At 42.8% G+C, this 18,934-nt stretch carries 15 protein-coding genes; 4 read left to right on the forward strand and 11 right to left on the reverse strand.

What is annotated here, in order from left to right; genetic code table 11:
- Positions 1-6: 6 nt before the first annotated feature.
- From L3Q70_RS19890 to L3Q70_RS19920, 7 genes are all read right to left on the reverse strand, one after another.
- Entirely contained in the window at positions 7-2,325 is a 2,319-nt protein-coding gene (locus L3Q70_RS19890) for a family 20 glycosylhydrolase (RefSeq protein ID WP_237115441.1), read from the reverse strand.
- Between the two features lie 3 nt (positions 2,326-2,328).
- Positions 2,329-3,249 (reverse strand): sugar kinase, encoded by a 921-nt coding sequence (locus L3Q70_RS19895; RefSeq protein WP_062567685.1) that lies wholly within the window; start codon positions 3,247-3,249, stop codon positions 2,329-2,331.
- A complete protein-coding gene (locus L3Q70_RS19900; RefSeq protein ID WP_237115442.1) occupies positions 3,242-4,690 on the reverse strand; it encodes a sodium:solute symporter family protein in 1,449 nt (482 codons plus the stop codon). Before L3Q70_RS19900 ends, L3Q70_RS19895 begins: the two co-directional genes overlap by 8 nt.
- Positions 4,691-4,812: 122 nt before the next feature.
- The gene (locus tag L3Q70_RS19905; RefSeq protein ID WP_062567687.1) at positions 4,813-5,196 is read right to left on the reverse strand and encodes a RidA family protein; all 384 of its coding nucleotides are present in this window, start codon (positions 5,194-5,196) and stop codon (positions 4,813-4,815) included.
- Between the two features lies 1 nt (position 5,197).
- On the reverse strand, positions 5,198-6,658 hold the full coding sequence (locus L3Q70_RS19910) for a D-aminoacylase (RefSeq protein ID WP_209438165.1): 1,461 nt from the start codon (positions 6,656-6,658) through the stop codon (positions 5,198-5,200).
- Positions 6,658-7,509 carry a MurR/RpiR family transcriptional regulator gene (locus tag L3Q70_RS19915; RefSeq protein ID WP_062567688.1) on the reverse strand — a complete coding sequence of 284 codons (852 nt, stop codon included), beginning with the start codon at positions 7,507-7,509 and terminating at the stop codon, positions 6,658-6,660. The genes L3Q70_RS19910 and L3Q70_RS19915 overlap by 1 nt, the downstream gene beginning before the upstream one ends.
- An 11-nt stretch (positions 7,510-7,520) precedes the next feature.
- Positions 7,521-8,768: an amino acid deaminase gene (locus tag L3Q70_RS19920; RefSeq protein WP_237115443.1), complete on the reverse strand. Its 1,248-nt coding sequence runs from the start codon at positions 8,766-8,768 to the stop codon at positions 7,521-7,523.
- Positions 8,769-8,968: 200 nt separating this feature from the next.
- On the opposite strand from L3Q70_RS19920, the gene L3Q70_RS19925 reads away from it, so the two are divergent.
- Positions 8,969-11,908 carry a TonB-dependent receptor gene (locus tag L3Q70_RS19925; RefSeq protein WP_237115444.1) on the forward strand — a complete coding sequence of 980 codons (2,940 nt, stop codon included), beginning with the start codon at positions 8,969-8,971 and terminating at the stop codon, positions 11,906-11,908.
- Positions 11,909-12,104: 196 nt separating this feature from the next.
- Positions 12,105-13,700, forward strand: coding sequence for a carboxylesterase family protein (locus tag L3Q70_RS19930; RefSeq protein ID WP_237115445.1), 1,596 nt, complete (start codon positions 12,105-12,107; stop codon positions 13,698-13,700).
- A gap of 40 nt (positions 13,701-13,740) precedes the next feature.
- Here L3Q70_RS19930 and L3Q70_RS19935 read toward each other — a convergent pair whose 3' ends face one another.
- The 3 genes from L3Q70_RS19935 to L3Q70_RS19945 all read right to left on the reverse strand — a co-directional run bounded on the left by L3Q70_RS19935 (position 13,741) and on the right by L3Q70_RS19945 (position 16,177).
- Positions 13,741-14,460, reverse strand: a complete 720-nt coding sequence (locus tag L3Q70_RS19935; RefSeq protein WP_062567692.1) for a Sir2 family NAD-dependent protein deacetylase — start codon at positions 14,458-14,460, stop codon at positions 13,741-13,743.
- Positions 14,457-15,479 carry a kelch repeat-containing protein gene (locus L3Q70_RS19940; protein WP_237115446.1) on the reverse strand — a complete coding sequence of 341 codons (1,023 nt, stop codon included), beginning with the start codon at positions 15,477-15,479 and terminating at the stop codon, positions 14,457-14,459. The genes L3Q70_RS19935 and L3Q70_RS19940 overlap by 4 nt, the downstream gene beginning before the upstream one ends.
- Positions 15,480-15,547: 68 nt before the next feature.
- The gene (locus tag L3Q70_RS19945; RefSeq protein WP_237115447.1) at positions 15,548-16,177 is read right to left on the reverse strand and encodes an NAD(P)-dependent oxidoreductase; all 630 of its coding nucleotides are present in this window, start codon (positions 16,175-16,177) and stop codon (positions 15,548-15,550) included.
- A gap of 102 nt (positions 16,178-16,279) precedes the next feature.
- On the opposite strand from L3Q70_RS19945, the gene L3Q70_RS19950 reads away from it, so the two are divergent.
- Positions 16,280-17,164: a LysR family transcriptional regulator gene (locus L3Q70_RS19950; protein WP_237115448.1), complete on the forward strand. Its 885-nt coding sequence runs from the start codon at positions 16,280-16,282 to the stop codon at positions 17,162-17,164.
- A gap of 45 nt (positions 17,165-17,209) precedes the next feature.
- Complete coding sequence (locus L3Q70_RS19955) at positions 17,210-17,461, forward strand: TIGR03643 family protein (RefSeq protein ID WP_062567696.1); 252 nt, start codon at positions 17,210-17,212, stop codon at positions 17,459-17,461.
- 2 nt (positions 17,462-17,463) lie between these two features.
- Here L3Q70_RS19955 and L3Q70_RS19960 read toward each other — a convergent pair whose 3' ends face one another.
- Positions 17,464-18,780, reverse strand: a complete 1,317-nt coding sequence (locus tag L3Q70_RS19960) for a PAS domain-containing methyl-accepting chemotaxis protein (protein ID WP_062567697.1) — start codon at positions 18,778-18,780, stop codon at positions 17,464-17,466.
- Positions 18,781-18,934: the final 154 nt, after the last annotated feature.

An 18,934-nucleotide genomic window follows, 5' to 3' on the forward strand; every position in this document is an offset into this window, starting at 1 on the left:
TAAATATCAAAAGTGACTCTTTTTCATACTTTCGCAATGGTTGCTTGCTTCTTTGTAATGATTCAATGAAGCGATAACATGAGCAATAGTGCCATTATTATTCGCAATAGGTTGAACATCACTCGTGTTAAAAGATGCCTCTATTTGCTTGTAAACCTGCTGCCACTCAGGGATTGATTCAATAACCTTTTGCTGGTCGGTTATAAATTCTTTCCAACGGTTGACTTGGAACTGCAACGTTTCTTTTAGCTCTGTGGCGCATTGCTGTCGAAAGTCTTCAACTTGATAATTAAACGCACGTAGCTGCAAACTTTCAACAGGGAGTACATCAACAAGCTTATCAAGTGGCGCATCATGGTGATATTCATTTCGCAAATAGGCTAAATGGTGCAAAGTATAATAATGTGCAGGCTCAATAAACGTGCTAAATGTTAGTAGTGCATTGATATTAGCCTGATTGGCATTATCAGCTAACACGTTTTCAAGACGAGAAATAAATTGCGCCTTATGTTTACTACCATGTTGTATAGCAAATTCATCCATAATCGCTAAACGGCGATACATATCTCGCTCATCGGTCATACTCTTGGGTGACCAAAAACGCTCAGCAATAGCATAAACGCGTGGCCAAAGGCGTGTATCTATGGTATCTGTCGTGACTAGCTCCGCCCATATTGTCGCCTCACCGCCCAATACTTCGCCTGACTTTTTCACCTGCTGCGTATCGTGTAATGTTTGATTAAGCACTTGAATACTGGGTTTCTCATCAGGTTTAGTCTGTAAGTCATACGGGGTATTGCCAACAAATGCTGGTAAGTTACTCACTTTGTTAGTCGCAACAACCAGCATCGTAGGCCCCATCCATGTATCAATTAATACTTCGAACCCTGCTGCTCGTTGTTTCACATTTCTTGTTATAAACGCCCCTTTGCCTGTTATCGTAACTAAAGCGGCAAGCTCTGAATCGGCAGTTGTAAATACACTTATGTCGCCGGTAACAGCACTGCCCTTAAGGCGTGTTAGAGTAAACTGTGCGCTGCTTAAAATGTTGCTTGCGGTTAATGAGTCACGCTTTATAGGCTCAGGGTGATTACGATAATGGTAATTTGTCCATTGTGGCTGATCGATGTAAAAACCACTGGATAATAAACCATCAAAGCCCGCCTTTTGAATGGCAGCAAGAGAATGATGACCTCGCCAAGACTGCACTAATGTTTGCTTAGGTAGTGTTGGATGTAATACTTCATCCCAACCAATCATTTTACGATTATATTTAGCTAAGATTTTAGCAACACGTTGATTAAAATAAGCATGTAATGCGTGGCTATCTGGTAAGTCATGCTCAGCCATAAACGCTTGTATTTTTTTATTTTCTTGCCAGTCACGCGCATCCACTTCGTCACCACCGATGTGTAAATAAGCGTCGGGAAATAACTCCGTTAGCTCTTTTACAACGTCCTCTACAAATGTATACACTTTCGGGTTACTAGGGTCTAATAAGGGTCTAAATACCCCCCAATGGCGCTCTATCGACGTAGGGGTTGTCCCACTACCGAGCTCAGGGTAAGCAAGCACAATACTGCTCGCGTGCCCTGGCACATCAAACTCCGGCACCACTCGAATACCTAACTGTGCGGCATAGCTAACCACGTCTTTAATCTGCTGCTGTGTGTAATAAAGCCCATCCGAAGCATGTTGATGTAATTTAGGGTAACTTTTAAGCGCTATACGCCAGCCTTGATCATCTGTGAGGTGCCAATGAAATACATTCATTTTTGCTAAAGCAAGCCCTCTAAGGGTACGCTTTACATCTGCAATTGGTAAAAAGTGTCTAACGCTATCAAATAGTAGTCCTCGCCACGGGTACGCTGGCGTATCATCAATTTTGATCGCACTCAGTAAGTAAGGCTGCTTTGTTGAAAACACTAACTGCGACAAGGTGCTAAATCCTCGGAGCATACCAAACTGAGTCGCGCTCTTGAGTAAAATACCTTGCGAACTAATACTCAACTGGTAACTTTCATCCACACCTAAAGTAGGGACTGCAGGTAGCCAGTTATCAACGTCGATAACCAGCTGTGCTTTATTTTTTTCTACCCAATTGACCTTTGCAAACTGCTGAATAAACGCAGCGTGCTCAAATAACCCTTCACTAGGGTCTCGGTATTTCTCAGCTATATAGACAGTTAAGTTTTCTTGATCTAATTGAAACTTGCCTTCAAGCTCTGTGATATTTGCAGGCATCGGCATTAAAGGTAATGATTTAGCATGCGCGACACTTAGTATCCAAAGACTACAAAATACAACGCGTAAAATAAATGACATGGTTTAACCCTCACTATGCTCTAATTGAATGTTGGTTGCGACTATCGCCCCTTTAGCAACGATAACTTGACTCGCCAATTGCTGAGCAATCTCTACGGCGTATGTAATGGATCCCGTCGGTAAAAATGCAGCTAAAAAGCCAGCACTAAAAGCATCTCCCGCTGATGTTGTATCTATAACCTGTGTTACAGGCGTCACAGGAAAGCGTTGCAATGTTCCATGCTCAAGCACCAGTGTATCTGCCAGTCCTTGCTTTATCACAACAAGGTCAGATGAACATTGTTGATAAAACGCGACTAACTGCTGCTCTGTGCATTCACCAAACACCCCATAATGATCATCATCGGTAACAAACAAATAATCAGCAAGCTGGAATGCTTTTTTAAAGTACCCAGCAGCATCGTCTGATTGCCAAAGTACAGACCGATAATTACTATCGAAAATCACTTTGCCGCCTGCCGTTTTAAAGGAATGCAATGCATCTAATAATAATTGTCGGCTTGGTGTATCTAAAATAGCTATACTAATCGCTGAGAAATAACAATGACTCATATTTCCTTCGCGCAAGGCATTAACGAACCTGTGCTGTGTATCTAAATAAAAATACTGCTTGGCAGCGCTGTCATCACGTTCATAACTAAAATTACGCTCTCCTTTTGCATCGGTTGTTATACCGTAGCTACCAAGGGTTTTATTCGCTGCTATTTGCAAGTAGTCAAGCGACAAGCCCTGCTTCTGCCAAAGGCAACGTGCAACGTCACTTACTTCATCACTACCCAGCGCCGTTACAAAGTTTACCTTCGTATTTTTTAATTGTAAGCGCTTAAAATACACCGCAGTATTATAAACATCGCCACCAAATCGAATGCTGTTATCACCGTCAAGCTCTTGCATTGCTTCGCCAAAAAAGGCCACATTAATCATGATGCATCGCCTCTCTTTGCTTATTTAAAATTGCTAATGCTTGTTCGCTACTGCAGCGCTGTTTTGGGGTAAGTAAGGTCACAATAATACAAAGCAGCATTGATGCAGATGTTGCTGGAATAATGGGGTTACTCCAATAAGCTTGCCAACTTGGCGTTAAAATTACCGCCATTGACACAATAAATGACACTAATAATGCCGTCATAGCGCCCTGCCAATTAAATCGGGGCCAAAAATGCCCAAGCAGTACACAAACACACAACCCCGACATCAATGTCGCAATCATATTGGTGATGTAACCAATGACATCGTTAGTAAGTAACGCCAAAAGTAAAGCCGTGCCAATTGTTAGCACTAAACCTATGCGTGATAGCAAAACGACCTCACTGGCATGTGGCATCCGTTTAAATACCAGCATATAGATATCACGAATCAATACACTTACCGCCGCAATGGCATCGGAACTGGCACTTGAAATAGTGGCTGAGAGTCCAGCAATTATTACCAACGCCGCCAAGCCAAAAGGAAGAAGCTCAAAGGCCATATAAGGAAATGAAAAGGCACTATTTTCAAGGGTTGGGTTGAGCTTGTATGCAGCCATACCTATTATGGCAGGTACAATTGCAAACAGCAGATATAAACCGCCAGATAAATAAAATGACTGACGAATACTGCGAACATGCTTGCCAGAATATATCCGTTGGCGAAATGACGGTGCAACGAGTACGCCAACCAAGACTGCAAAAAACAACGAAATACCATGTACAACACCTATTTTATCGAGTGATAAAAAGCTTTGATTCAGTACAGGTTGTGCTTCGTTGATCATCATCAAACCATCCGCTTGATAGAGCGCAACACCCGCCATCAAGAAAAACCCTATAAACAATACTAGAGCTTGAATAGAGTCTGTCCACACAACGGCAACATAGCCACCTATTACCACATAAATACTAAACCCAAGAGCAATGAACAATTTAGCACTCAGTGGTGATAATCCCGTTAACCAAGCCAAATACATTCCGCCGCCTAGAATATGGGCACCAAGCCAGCCAATACTGGCTACAAAAATGAATATAGCGATAGTATTTTTAACAAGCGGATCAGCCCCAACATAAAAAGAAACCTCTTCGCTCATGGTCATAAATTCATGCTTTCTGACAGGTGCAAATAGCTTTGCTAGCAGCAAGATGCCGCATGCTCCACCAAGCCCATAAATCATCCCTGCCCAGCCATTGTTATAAGCAAAGCCAACTGCCCCCATTGAGGAGCCCGTGCCAACCATAGTCGCAACGGTTGTACCCAAGGTTAAAATAAAAGGAAGATTTCGTCCGCCTAGTAAAAAGTCGTCACCGGTTTTGCTATTACGACTTACCCACCAGCCAAACCAGATCATAAAAATCAGGTAGCCTAAAAAGGCCATTAGTAATTGCCACTTCATACAACATCCTGCTTCACCTCAGCCAAATTATTATCATTGCTTTATGCTTATTAGATGGCTTTGGTGCTTATAATTATTTTTATGTATGAGTTCAACAGCCTAAGCTGTCGAACTTTTTTAATTTATGGGGCTTTATAACACGTCACATCGACTTCAACTTTGCAGTCAACAACAAGGTCTGCGACGGCACAAATTCGAGCAGGCGGGTGCTCACCAAAAAACTCTTTAAACACCTTATTAAATGATTGAAAGTAACGCGCATCCGTTAAAATCACTTTGACATGCGCAACATGTTCAAGGCCATAACCCGCTTCATCCATAATATCGATGCAGTTTTGAATCGCTAAACGAGACTGATCGATAATGCCACCTTCAACCACTTCACCGTCTTTCATTGGCGTTTGCCCAGACACCATCAACCAGCCCCCAGCTTCGATGGCTCGTGCAAAAGGTAAATGCTGACCACCGGTGCCTGTACCGCCCTCTGTTCCTATACGTTTAATCATATTACTCTCCAGTTGAAGTTAAAAACTTGCCCGAATATGCAGGCATTACTTGGTCATCAATAAAGGTTGGTTGACCATTGGTCCATACTCTGTGAATACCTGATGCTGGTAATTCAGAGTCAATAAATGTGGCGTTATCGCAAATGGCATCGCTGTCAAAAAGCACCAAATCAGCAAACTTTCCTACGCTAATCTCACCACGGTCAGTTAAACCGTAATTACGAGCACTGAGTCCTGTCATCTTATGTATTGCTGTTGCGAGTGAGAAAATGCCCTCATCACGTGCGTACTTACCTAATACACGAGGAAACGATCCCCATAAACGAGGATGCGGATGGGGATCACACGGCAGACCATCGGAGCCAATCATGGTTTTTTCAAAGGCTAGAATCATTGCCACATCTTGCTCATCAAGCCCATGATAAACAGCACCAGCCGGTTGCAGCTTTTTAGCACTTTCAAGTAACGACAGCTGCCATGTATCTGCAATATCTTGCAGCGAACGCTCCGCCATTTCGGGGTGAGGATCTGACCACGTTATAAAAATTTCGAAGTCGCTGGTCACTTGTTTTAAGTCCAAAGTGCTTGAACTGGCTGCATAAGGGTAAGCATCGCAACTGCAACGAGAGTGCGAACCTTGGTTTGAAAACCGATTAATCAGCTCTGGCGCACGTCCCCAGTTATTTTTACCAGCGCATTTCAAATGCGAAATAATAACTTTTATATCAAAAGCTTGCTCCATCGCAAACGCTTCATCCATCGCCTCAATGACAGCGTCAAACTCAGTACGCAAATGAGTTGTATAGATAGCGTCATGGGCTTTTAAAACAGGGCCAAAGGCTTGAACTTCATCACTGGGTGCCTGATTCGCATTTTTATAAGCAAGCCCCGTACTCAAGCCAATCGCGCCAGCTGCAAGAGCAGCATCAAGCTCTTTACACATATGCTTAATCTCTGCATCATTTGCACCTCGCAAAAGATCATCCATGACATTATTACGCAATGTAGTATGGCCTACTAAAGCCGCTACATTCACATTTGCAGGTCTTGCTTGCAAAGCGTGAATATAATCAGCCATGGTGGCAAATTTAAATTCACTAAGTGCCCCCAATAAGTTCATCGGATCTGGGGCTGCTTCATTTAGCACAGCAGGGGCTGCACTGATCCCACAATTTCCAGTAATGACCGTTGTGACACCTTGGCTGATCTTCGCAGCCATACTAGGATTGCGCAGTACTTCCAAGTCATCATGGGTATGTACATCAATAAAACCAGGCGCTAAGCATAACCCTTTTGCATCTATAACTTGTTTAGCAGGCAATTCGTTGAGCTTGCCAATTGCTATTATGCGATCATCGCTTATCGCTACATCAGTGATTGAGGCTTCATTACCTTGGCCATCAAATACCTTCGCGCCTAGAATCAATGTATCCACAGGCGGTGAGTCTTTGCTGTGCATCATTAATCTCCTAGTGGGGCGCGATCAGGTCCTTGGCGATATTCATCTAACTCGTGTTTAATACGACGTAATTTTTCGCGTGATTTTTTCTGCGTTAAAATGGCCACTTCACTTGCTAGTACATCGACTGCGGCTAACATGGCATAACGCGCTGTACTCGGTGTGAAAATATAGTCAGATTCATTTGTTTTTATTGGTAAATGAATGGAGGCAGTGTTAGCAAGTTCACTCTCTGGGCAAATAGCAATCACTTTTGCTCCATAATCTTTCGCGATATTCGCTGCATCAATTAAGTCTTTGGTATAGCCTGTTAGTGATAACACCACCACAACATCACTCACATCGACACTTGCTGCTGTCATGCGCATCATTACAGGGTCACTGTAAGCATTGCTTAAAATATCAAGCCTGAATAATCGGTTGTGGCACTCTTGCGCAACCACTGAGCTTCCTCCACCCACACCAAAAATTAAACTATGGCGACTATTTGCAATGTAATGAGCTGCTTGCTCAACATCCGTTTGATTAATTAGCCCTGCATTGACATCCAAAATGTCATGAATGGCCTGATAAATTGCCGGTATATCTTCACGCTGAGTGTTATTTTCAGTGATAAAACGCTCACCAACCGCTAAAGATTGCGCTAACTGCAACTTCATATCACGGACATTATTACAACCAAGCGCTTTCGCTAGACGCGTAATTGATGCATGACTCACGTTTGCTTTGTCAGCCAAATCACTAATGCTTGCCGAGGCTGCAAATTGCAAATCAGCTAAAATTAACTGAGCAACAGCTTGTTCTGATTGGCGTAGATGACCCAAGCGCTCTTTTATTCTTGAAACTATATCCAAACGTCTTTCTCCTAAAAATAAGTCTCGACGACATCAACCACATTGTAGTTATCGTCTATTACGTTGATGTAGCGCCACTTATCGAATGTTAAGCACGGATGAGAGGTAGCAAAGGCTACAATGTCGCCAACACGAAGTGTGGTATCATTGGGTACTTTCATCATGGCATGCTGGTCCATCATTTTTTCTATTTTCCAGTTGCTATTTGCAGCGCTTATTTGCCCTTGTTGATCAACATGAAGTGTTGGGATTGGAAACCCTGCATCAAACGCTGTATCTCGTTTACCAAAACCTATTATGGCCCTTCCTGGCTCGGGCATTGACTGCACATACGCCCAAATTTCTAAGCAAGATGTCAGCTCACTCCCCAAAGAGCATGCCAATTCATTGCGCGCTAATATTTGCTGTTGAGCTTGCTCATAAATTCCCTGATCATGAGTGACATAACAACCAGGTCGCAACACGGCTAGCATATTCTCGGTTAAATTATCTGGATGAAATGCCTCACACACTAAATCGTAGTAAGCCGACCCACCAGCGGTGATCATCACTTGCTTAGTATCAAACGCATTATCGGCGATAAGCTGTTTGCAGGTCGCAACCGCATACTCAAGAAATTGACTCACGGCAAGGGGATCGCCCAGCACACCTTCATAAACCTCTATACCCGCTAGAGCTAATGAATCGAATTTTGCTATTTCTGCGATCAACTCTGCCAATAATTGACTGTTAACCACACCACAGCGGCCATCAGGAACGCCAAGCTCAATCAGTACATGAATGGTGTGCTGAGTATTAGCAAAGTACTCACCAAGCATGCGTACGTTATCAAGGTTATCGACCAAGCAATAAAATACAATCTCATTGCTACTGAGCAAGTCATCAAGCTGTTGATAATTTGCCCGACCAATCAATTGATTTGCCATCAAAACTCGCTCAGCGCCACTCTTTACTGCTGCAACAGCTTGAGCTGTGGTTGCCACAGTAATTGCATATGCTCCAGCCGCTAATTGTTTTTTAAAGATGGCAGGTGTCATGGTTGTTTTACCATGCGGAGCAAATAACACATGGCTTTGGTTGGTATAGTCAGCCATCCAGCTAATGTTATTCAATAGGCGTGATTCATACAGACACAAACATGGCAAACTGACATCTTGCTGTGCAATGTTCCACCCTGATTTGTGAAGCTGCTGAACATTACCGAGTCCTTTATTGGCTCGGCTTACGGTTTCCAAGTTTGCAACGCTTAATTTTTTCATTCAAAAACTCTTCATGTAAATCAGCTGGTTAATTACTTTTCATTAAAAACCATACAAAAAATGTGACTTATTTAATGTAATGGGTATTGCAATTTTGTTAAATCTAATGTTAATTAATAACACAGCAACAGTCAATACGTGTTACAAATTAACAGATGATAATAATTAACTTTAAAAATACAGGATGAGGAACGTTTAAAATGAAAACTAAAACCCGTCACCAACATACACTCTCGCCAAGCATAACGGCTAAGGCTGTGGCAGCTGTCATTTGTGGGCTAAGTGGCCTAAATACAGTAGCCGCACAGCAAAGTGATTTGACAAACGATGAAATAGAAACCATCGAGGTACGTGGTATTGCAGCCAGTAACAAGCAAGATATTAATAACAAACGCTTTAGTACTGGTGTGATGGATTCAATCACCGCAGAAGATATTGGTAAATTACCCGATGTGACCATTGCAGATACTCTACAACGTATACCCGGTATTCAAATTCGTCGCTCAGCAGGCGAAGGCTCAACGATTAATGTTCGTGGTATGCCGCAAGTGACAACGCTGTTAAATGGCGAACAATTTTTAAGTGCAGGCTCAATTACAACACTTCAACCTGACTTCACTGACGTACCTGCTGCGCTTTTATCGGGTATTGATGTACTCAAGTCTCCGCAAGCCGATATTCTCGCTGGTGGTATTTCAGGCACATTAGATCTAAAAACTCGCCGCCCATTCAACTTAGAACAAGGCACGACTTTTTCATTTACAGGCGAAGCGACACGCGGCAGCTTATCAGAAGAAACCGATCCTAAATTAGTGGCATTTGCGGGCTATAACAATGACAAATTTGGTATTATTTTCACTGCCGCTTATGATGAAAGTACACTTGCTAACTACCGTAATGGCACGATTTTAACCTCCAACGAGATTCAAAATGAAACCTCACGAGATTTCAATGGTGATGGAGACTTAAACGACAGTTACTACAGCCAACGTTTTTATGGCGTAATGCACCGAGAAACCGAACGAGATCGCCTCGGCTTAAACACCACTGTGCAATATCAGTTGTCTGATTCACTGACTTTTACCGGTGATATTTTCTATACCGACATGGATGATGCGGATCGCAAGCAAGGGATGATGGTCGATAATGCCCGCGGCGAAATTTGGGCTTATTCAGATAACTTTATACCACGCCTCGACAACGACCGTGGTGGGCAAATTTACACTGTTAACAACGCCACATTAGAAGCACGACGTGTCAGTGCTTATTCAGAAAGCTTAACCAATGATCGTGAATCAACTAACGCAAGCTTACTCTTTGAATACCAAGGAGATGGCCCTCTTTCAGGTGAGTTCAGATACATACATGGTAGTGCCGAGCGCGGTCATACCGAAAATGTAGCGCATGGTTATTTAACCTCTGGCGCACAACATGGCCTACTTAGGAACGACGGCACAGGTGCAACACCGGTTAACCCAAATGGTGTTGGCCCAGATCCTGTCATGGTTGATTTCTCTCGTACTGGCGAGTACATCACCCTAGGTTTTGAGGAAGGCTTTGGCAGCGATATCAATCAATATAACCTAGTATCAACTTACTCAGAAAATAACTTCGAAGAAGAAGCAACGCTTGATGTTGCTAGACTTGATGGCCGTTATGAATTTTCAACAGACCACCTCACTAACGTCGATTTTGGATTACGGGCATCAAAACGCGATGTCGAGCGGGAAACGTATATTTTAGTGGCACCATTTACATCTGGTGATATTACCGCTGATGTCATGTGGAAAGACTCTGGGGCCTCTTTAGGCGATACCAATGGCGATGGTGAAAACAGCGTTGCGGGTGGTGATTTAACGATTGGTCATCCCAACTATTTTAGTGATTTACCAGACGGCTGGGTAAACCAAATAAATGACTTTGGACCAGGTGGTGTAGGACAAGGGTTTTATCTTATCGATCCGAAGGTAATGGATGACCCTATGGCATTCCAAAATGCTATTTACCCAGGCAATAAACGACTGGCTAACCCATCACGCACTTACAAAGTAAAAGAGCAAACCCAATCAGCTTACTTTAAATTTAATTTTGCAGGTGAGTTGGCTGAGATGAGTTACACCGCAAATATTGGTGCGCAATACATCAAAACAGAACTCGACATGTTACAAAACCAACTCGGTTCAGCACGTCCATGTTCATTATGTACCGCCAGTGAAAAAACAGGTGAAAAATGGTTAAGTCGTGATTATTCAGACTTCTTACCATCAATGAACTTTAATTTAAACCTCACTGAAGATTTCATTCTACGTGCTGGTTACGGCAAAACAATGACAACGCTGGACATTGGTAAACTTGCAGGCGGCATCAGTGTTGGTCGTACTCGTGCTGGTGATATCCTCGCAGCTGAACTCGGTGTGAGCCCAGACTTACTCGTTGCGGTACAAGGCACGCAAAATGGTAATCCAGACTTAGAGCCTTGGCGCGCAACTAACTATAACTTATCTGCCGAGTGGTATTTTAATGAAAGTGGCTTATTAAGTATTTCTGCTTTCTTAATGGATATAGAATCATTTGTCGAAAGTGGCACTGTAATGCTAGGTCTGCCAGACATTGACGGCGTAATTCGTCGCGAAGTACCTGTAACGACCGAGATTAATGGCGAAGGTGGTGAAATCAAAGGCTTTGAAGTTACCTATCAACAAGCATTCGACTTCTTACCAGAACCTTTTGATGGTTTAGGTACATCTCTAAACTTTACCTATGCCCCAAGTGACAGCGCTAACGTCGATGTTTACGGTAAGAGCTTACCAATTCAAGACAACTCTGAAAAATCAGCTAATGCTGTTTTATGGTATGAAAAAGGCCCATTACAACTTCGCTTAGCTGCAAACTATCGTAGTGATCGTCTCGATAGCTTAAGCTCCGCTATGGGCGAAGGCGTGGTGCCATTTTGGACTAAAAGTACACTGTATTATGACATGTATGCTGGTTATGAATTTGCAGAAGACACGAGCATTTATACGTCAATCAGCAATTTAACCAAAGAAAAAGAAGATATATACGCCCAGTGGTCAGATAATGTGATCACTCAAAATATCTTTGAGCGTCGTATTACGCTAGGTATTCGTACACGCTTTTAAGCGTTAACTAAATTTGGCTCACTTCTGCCCAAGTGATAAAAGACTCACTTAGTCTTTTTAATGAACAACGCGCCGCGTGGTTTAGCCAAATACAAAACCAGTACAGACTCCCCCTTGGTTCTGTACTGGTTTTCTCGTTGTTACTGTATGAATATGTTAATATTATAAGCCTAACCAGTTCTACCTAGGCTATGTGATGACATCTCGTTTTTTTAACTCTATGCTGTGTGCTTCTGTATTACTATGCTCAGCTCTTTTTTTACAAGGCTGCCAAGAGCAACCTAAAAGTAACAATATCAAAGTCGATGGTGGATTAATCCAAGGACAGCAACAAGGTCGCGTAATAACTTATAAAGGCATTCCTTATGCAGCTCCCCCTGTCGGTGATTTACGCTGGCGAGCACCGCAGCCTGTGCCAAAATGGCAAGATGTGAAAGTGCTTAGCAATTACGCCCCTGACTGTATGCAAAAACCATTTGCTGGCGATGCTGCACCGCTTACAACAACGCCATCGGAAGACTGCCTTTATTTAAATGTATTTAAACCCACTAAACACAGCGATACTCCTTACCCTGTTGTAGTATGGATACACGGTGGTGGCTTTGTAAATGGTGGCGCATCTCCCGCTGTTTACTCAGGCGAAAGCTTTGCTAAACAAGGCGTTATTTTTGTTAGCTTTAATTATCGATTAGGCCGATTTGGCTTTTTTGCCCACCCTGCTCTTACTCGTTTTGAAAACGATGCACTGGGCAACTACGCATTAATGGATCAAATTGCCGCCCTTGAGTGGGTAAAACAAAATATCGCTCAATTTGGTGGTGATGCTTCTAAAGTGACACTTATGGGTGAATCTGCTGGTGGCGCATCGGTGCATGCAATGATGCAAACCCCTGCTGCCAATGGCTTATTCCAACAAGCGATTATTATGTCAGCCGGCGGACGAGAGCTATTTAAGCAGTTGCCGCTTAAGAGTGATGACAACACTGTATTAAGTGCCGAAAAAACTGGCGAAAACTTTGCCAAGCAACACACCATTTTAGGCAGTGATGAAAATGCCCTTGCGGCGCTACGTGAGTTACCTGCACAAGACGTGGTTGATAACCTCAATCTGAGCACATTAAACCGACAAAATAATGATCAGTCTACTTACGTTGGCGGGCCAATTATTGATGGCACAATCATCAATTCGGCCACTGAAGCGCGCTTGAGTAAAGGCACATTTAGCCATGTTGCAACCATGGTTGGCACCACAGATATGGATTTAGGCTTTGCTAATTTTGCTTCAAAAGAGTCACTGTTCGCAAGCTTTGCTCCGCACAGTACACAAGCAAAAATGACTTACGATGCAAATGGCAAAACACCATTACCTTTACTCAATTACCAAGTAGGTCAAGATGCTTTAATGCAAGAGCCAGCAAGGTTCGTTGCAAAACGTGTGACAGATATGGGTAATGATGCCTTTTTATATCGTTTTGGTTATGTTGCACAAACCTTAGATAAACCTGGTGCAGAGCACGCCAGCGAAATCCCGTACTTTTTTAATACTGTGGCAGCTAAATATGGGCATGTCACCACCGAGCAAGATAAGCAAGCCGCTAAAATAATGCACCGTTATGTGACTAATTTTATTAAATTAGGCACACCAAATGGCCCAGGTTTACCAACATGGCAAGCATATAAAAATGATGAATCTTTTATACTGCAAATGAGCAAGTCTGGGACTGCAGAATTTTTACCTGATCCCTTACAAGCGCGCTTAAACATCACAGCAACAAAAGCTGAACAGCAGTAATATAAAATAAATAAGACGCTTAATATAAGCGCCTTATTTTTTACCCTTGCTGCTGCACATACTCAAGCGCAGTCATCTTGTGGTAGGTTACATTAGGATGAAATACGTGAGTAGGATCGGGGTCAACCACGTCAATTGGTGTGCCTTGGCTGCGTGCAATATCAAGTGCCATTTGCGTAATATTGACGCTAAACGAGGTGCCGATAAAGACGATTTTATCGGCATCGAGCATGCGCTGTTGCGCCTCAGAAATTCGATAAAGTTCAGTGTAGTATTCATCAAATAACAATACGTAAGGCTTAAACGATTCGTTAAGCTTGGGGCTTTCATTACTGATATTGAACACCTCAAGCAATGAGTTGTGTAGATTGTCTTCGTTGACCTTATCCCACGGTGCGTTAAACGCCATTGCATCGTCACCTTGGTGGTGAAACAGTGTCATTTGATCTAAGCGACCATGAATAGCAATAAAATCGGTGTTACCTGCTTTGCCATCAAGACCATCTATATTTTGCGTAATGAGATTTTTATCACTCAACCAATGATGTACCTCATTGGGACCGTGATGCCGATATGTTGCAAAACGATGATAGTACCAAGCTAAAAACTCGCGGGGATTGTTTTCGTACATAGCACGGGTTGCCATTTCCATCGGCGTGTAATTTTTGCTACCAATGGTCCAAAAGCCATCTTCGCCACGAAAGGTCGGTATACCGCTAGCGGCACTCACTCCCGCCCCAGTAATATAGAGTGTATTCATAAAGAAAGGGCCACCTTGTAACCAAGTACATCGGCTGTCACTTGTTGATTATTGTCCATACCACCAAGACGATACAAACTTCCTTGGTGCTCTAATAAACCTCGATGATCCATGCTCGCAGTATCGGCTTTTGGCATCACTTGCCACGTGTTTTTATTAACATCAAAGCGCCAAACATGATCACTCGCTGGCGCTGGTTTACCGTCGTATCCCATGCTATTGTAGTTATATGGGTTATCGGAGCCGCCGATCATATAAATGTCGCCATTAAAACTGGTTGCAGCCATACGGTAATGGGCCACACCTGTTGGATGTGGCACGGTACGCCAATCTATTTTTAATGGGTTATTTGCATCAATCGTGCCTTTTAAACACTGTGCAACCGCAGCAAAAGAACGACGCTTATCTGCGTTCGCCCGTGTTTTTACACCATCACACACCAAAATTGTGCTACCACTAATTGCCGCCGCTTGGCCAAACACCGGTTGACCTAAAAAGGGCGAAGCCTGTTGCCAAGTATCTGTTTGCGTATCATACACTTGTACAAGGTTAACATTGCCATCGTTATGCCAACCACTGACTAAATAGATATAACGCTGCTTATATGAAAGCGCCACACTGTCATCCACCGGCACAGGCATATTGGCAAGCTGCGTATATGAATTAGAGCGCACATCATAGCGATATACATCGGGTGTAGAGATTTCTTGATGATCAGCGCTAACGGTATAGCCACCAAATACATAGGCATGTTTACCAACGCCCACTGCGGTACTCGCTAAACGACCAGTAAGGGGCAATGTACTTGGCACCGCTTTAGCCGCTTGCCACGCGTTATCGCCCACTTTGAGTACCCATACTTTATTGTGAACATCATTGTGTGCTTTGCCTGCCCCCAAGCCCATAAAGCTTAAAAAGTAGGCATGTTCATCAATAACAACTTTGGCTACAGCGTTGTTGGCAACGGGCTCAGGTAAGGCGGGTATGGTTGCAAGTGCAACAGAAAATAGCAGGCTCATAAAATAAATAGATAACTTAACACATCGCTTAAGAATACCACTTTATGAGCCTGAAGAAAGGCTCGTTATTAGTAAGCAATACTAATGCGTTGATTTAAATGTGCTGCCGACTGTGCTTCATCAAGCATTGCTTTTGCATAATCGGTGACTGATATTTTGCTTTCGCCGTTTGCATCAGTAAAAAAGCTATCGCCACCGACACGGTATGGACCTTCTGACTCACCAGGGTAAATAACCGCAGCGGGTGACACAAATGTCCATGGTGTATCTGTTGTTGATGCTCTAAATACATCAAGTGCCTCACCTTGAGCAATAGCTTCTGCTTTGTATTCAGCAGGAAAATCAGGGCTTGATACCAGTGTTACACCGGGTGCCACTTCTAAGCTACCAGCACCGCCCACCCATAAAATGCGTGTGCCAGTACCTGCAAGCGCGTTTAGTAATTGCTTTGCTGTGTTTGCCACAATTTCATGGTTACCTAAAGCACGCCCCCCAATTGCAGCAATAACAACATCGCTCCCCGCTGCTGCGCTTGCGATATCATCGTTTGTTAAATCAAATTCAGTCACAGTAACGTTATCTTGGGTTACTTTACCTGCGTCTCTAACTAATGCATTTACTTGATGACCACGTGCGATTGCTTCTGAAGTAATGTGACTGCCAATCCAACCAGTTGCGCCAATAACTGCTAATTTCATGAGGAATGCTCCGTTGTTTGTTTCAATGATTGCAGTTTACTTGTTCACTAATTACTGATAAACACACTATATAGATACACATTGTTTCAGTTGAAGATACCAATGGACAAACTCAATTCAATTACTAGCTTTGTCGAAGTTGCCCGTACAGGCAGCTTTACTCAAGCTGCTGAGCATTTAGGTTTAAGCCGGTTACAAGTGTCTAGGCATATTCAAGATATTGAAAAGTGGCTAAATTTAAGGTTATTTCATCGCACAACACGAAAAGTAAGTTTAACTGTTCAAGGCGAAGAAGCCCTTAACTACTGCCAGCAAATACTAACTCAAGTGTCTGATTTACAAAGCCGTGCACACAGCCATAACAATGAATTGGTGGGGACTATTCGCGTTGCCTCCCCTATTGGGCTTGGCCAACATAAACTGTTTGATGCCATTGAAGTGTTTACCAAACGCCATCCACAGACGCGATTTGAGCTGTTACTTTCAGATAGTTTATCGCAGCTTGTTGATGACCGCGTTGATATCGCTTTGCGTTACATCCATCAGCCAGATGAAGGACTCATTGCCCGCAAGCTAATGTATATCGCAACCGCTGTGTGTGCATCACACGATTATTTAGCTGCAAACCCACCAATTAATGAACCGAGTGACTTAACTGCACACAATTGCCTTATTCATAACAAACACAACATTTGGCAATTTCAACGCGGTGACAACACACAAAAAGTCACTGTTAAGGGCAACATTGTTGCCAACGATATGGGCGTACTTCTAAAAGCAGCAAAACAAGGCATGGGGGTGGCTCACCTACCTTGTGACCTTGCTAATGACTATTTGGCATCGGGAGAGCTTGTTAAAGTACTACCAGAGCACAAAACAACTGGCTCTTACTTATGGGCGGTGTATTTATCACGTAACTTCCAACAAAATGTAGTGAGAGCGTTCATCGACTTTTTAGCACAGAACTGGCAACAGGATATCTTATAATCTAAATCTGCTGCAGATACGTATAAGCCACAAAAAGGAGTCGTAATGCAGCATTTAGATCATGAAATATCTCGTATTATAGAAATGGCGTGGGAAGACAGAACCCCATTCGAAGCGATAAACCGACAGTTTGGCTTAAATGAAAAAAGCGTTATCGCGTTAATGCGTGAGCAATTAACAAACTCAAGTTTTAAACTTTGGCGAAAACGCGTATCTGGGAGGCAAAGTAAACATATCAAACTTCGCCACCCTGATATTCTACGTGGTTATTGCAAAACTCAATATAAGCACAGGTAACATTATTTAAGTTGGTCAGCAAACTGACCAACAGCATCCACCACTTTTTGCGCGCCGTTTTGAATGTCACTCATCACTTTTCCAGATTCAGTTGCAAGGCTGTAACCTTGCTCAGCTTTACTTTTTCCTTGCTCAATTACCTCTACCGTATTTTGCGTCAGCGCTCTGTTTTGCTGTACAACATCAACTATTTCAACAGTCGCTTTCGAGGTACGCGAAGCTAACTGTCTTACTTCGTCGGCAACAACCGCAAAGCCCCTGCCTTGCTCACCCGCCCTTGCAGCCTCTATTGCTGCATTAAGCGCAAGTAAATTAGTTTGATCTGCGATACTGCTAATGCTTTGTACAATATTAGCTATATGCTGAGATTGCTTATCAAGTGCAGCTATTTCCGTTGCTGCTTGCTCCATTTTTTTTGCAAGTTCATCCATAACATTCACCATATCGCCTAACACCTCAGCCCCCTGATGAGCAATTTGGTCAGTTTCTGTCGAGGTACTATAGGCAATCTCAGCAGCTTGAGAGACTGCCATTTCACGATTAACTTGCTCTGTAATGACTGTTGCAAATTTTACGATTTTATAAAGCTCCCCTTGCTCACAAAAAACGGGGTTATAGCTTGCCTCAAGCCAAACAGGTTCACCATATTTATTAATTCGTTTAAAGCGAGACGCAATAAACTCGCCCTTTTGAAGCTTTTTCCAAAAATCGGCGTAGTCTGCTGAGTTTGCCTCCTCGGGCTCGCAAAATATACTGTGATGCTTTCCCACTATTTCTTGTTTTGCGTAGCCCACACCTTGTAAAAACTGTTCATTCGCAGTAATTACATGGCCAGATAAGTCAAACTCAATCACTGCCATTGAGCGATGAATCGCTTTTACTAAATCTTGGTTTTCTCTTGACGTTTCTATAGTTCGGGTAAGTGCACTGGCATGCAAAGTGAACTGCTGGAACTGCTGCTGTCTATTGATAACCGGATGCAAAATAACCCGTAACCACGCCTGTTCATTATGGGCATTTACAAGCTGTACAGCCCCCACCCATGCTTCTTTATCATCAAGCGCTTTTTTAAAGCTCTGGTAATGACGGGTCGTTCTTGCCAGTTCAGGCACTAAACTAAGAAGTGATTTGCCTATCAGTTGATTTTTCTCATAACCTAGTTCAACGGTTGCTTGCTCATTCAGTGACAAGATATGTGCATTTTTATCTAGTTCTAAAGTAAGCATTTTACTATCGAGCGTATTTTTTACTTGTGAAACAGTAAACAACTCATCGTCTAATTCAGTAACTTTATTCTTTAATGATTGACTAAAAAACATGGGACTCTTCACGTTAAGGTAAGAAAAAAATACACCTTGGTCTGATGTATAGGCGCGCACATAGCAAAATAGTATATGCATGCTTACTTTAACGTATTTGTTACAGTAAAGTCCCTATTTTTGCGATAATAGGAAAATTCTTAAGACGAAATAA

Origin of the sequence: Pseudoalteromonas sp. CF6-2 (assembly GCF_021729425.1) — a bacterium.
GTDB lineage: Bacteria > Pseudomonadota > Gammaproteobacteria > Enterobacterales > Alteromonadaceae > Pseudoalteromonas > Pseudoalteromonas arabiensis.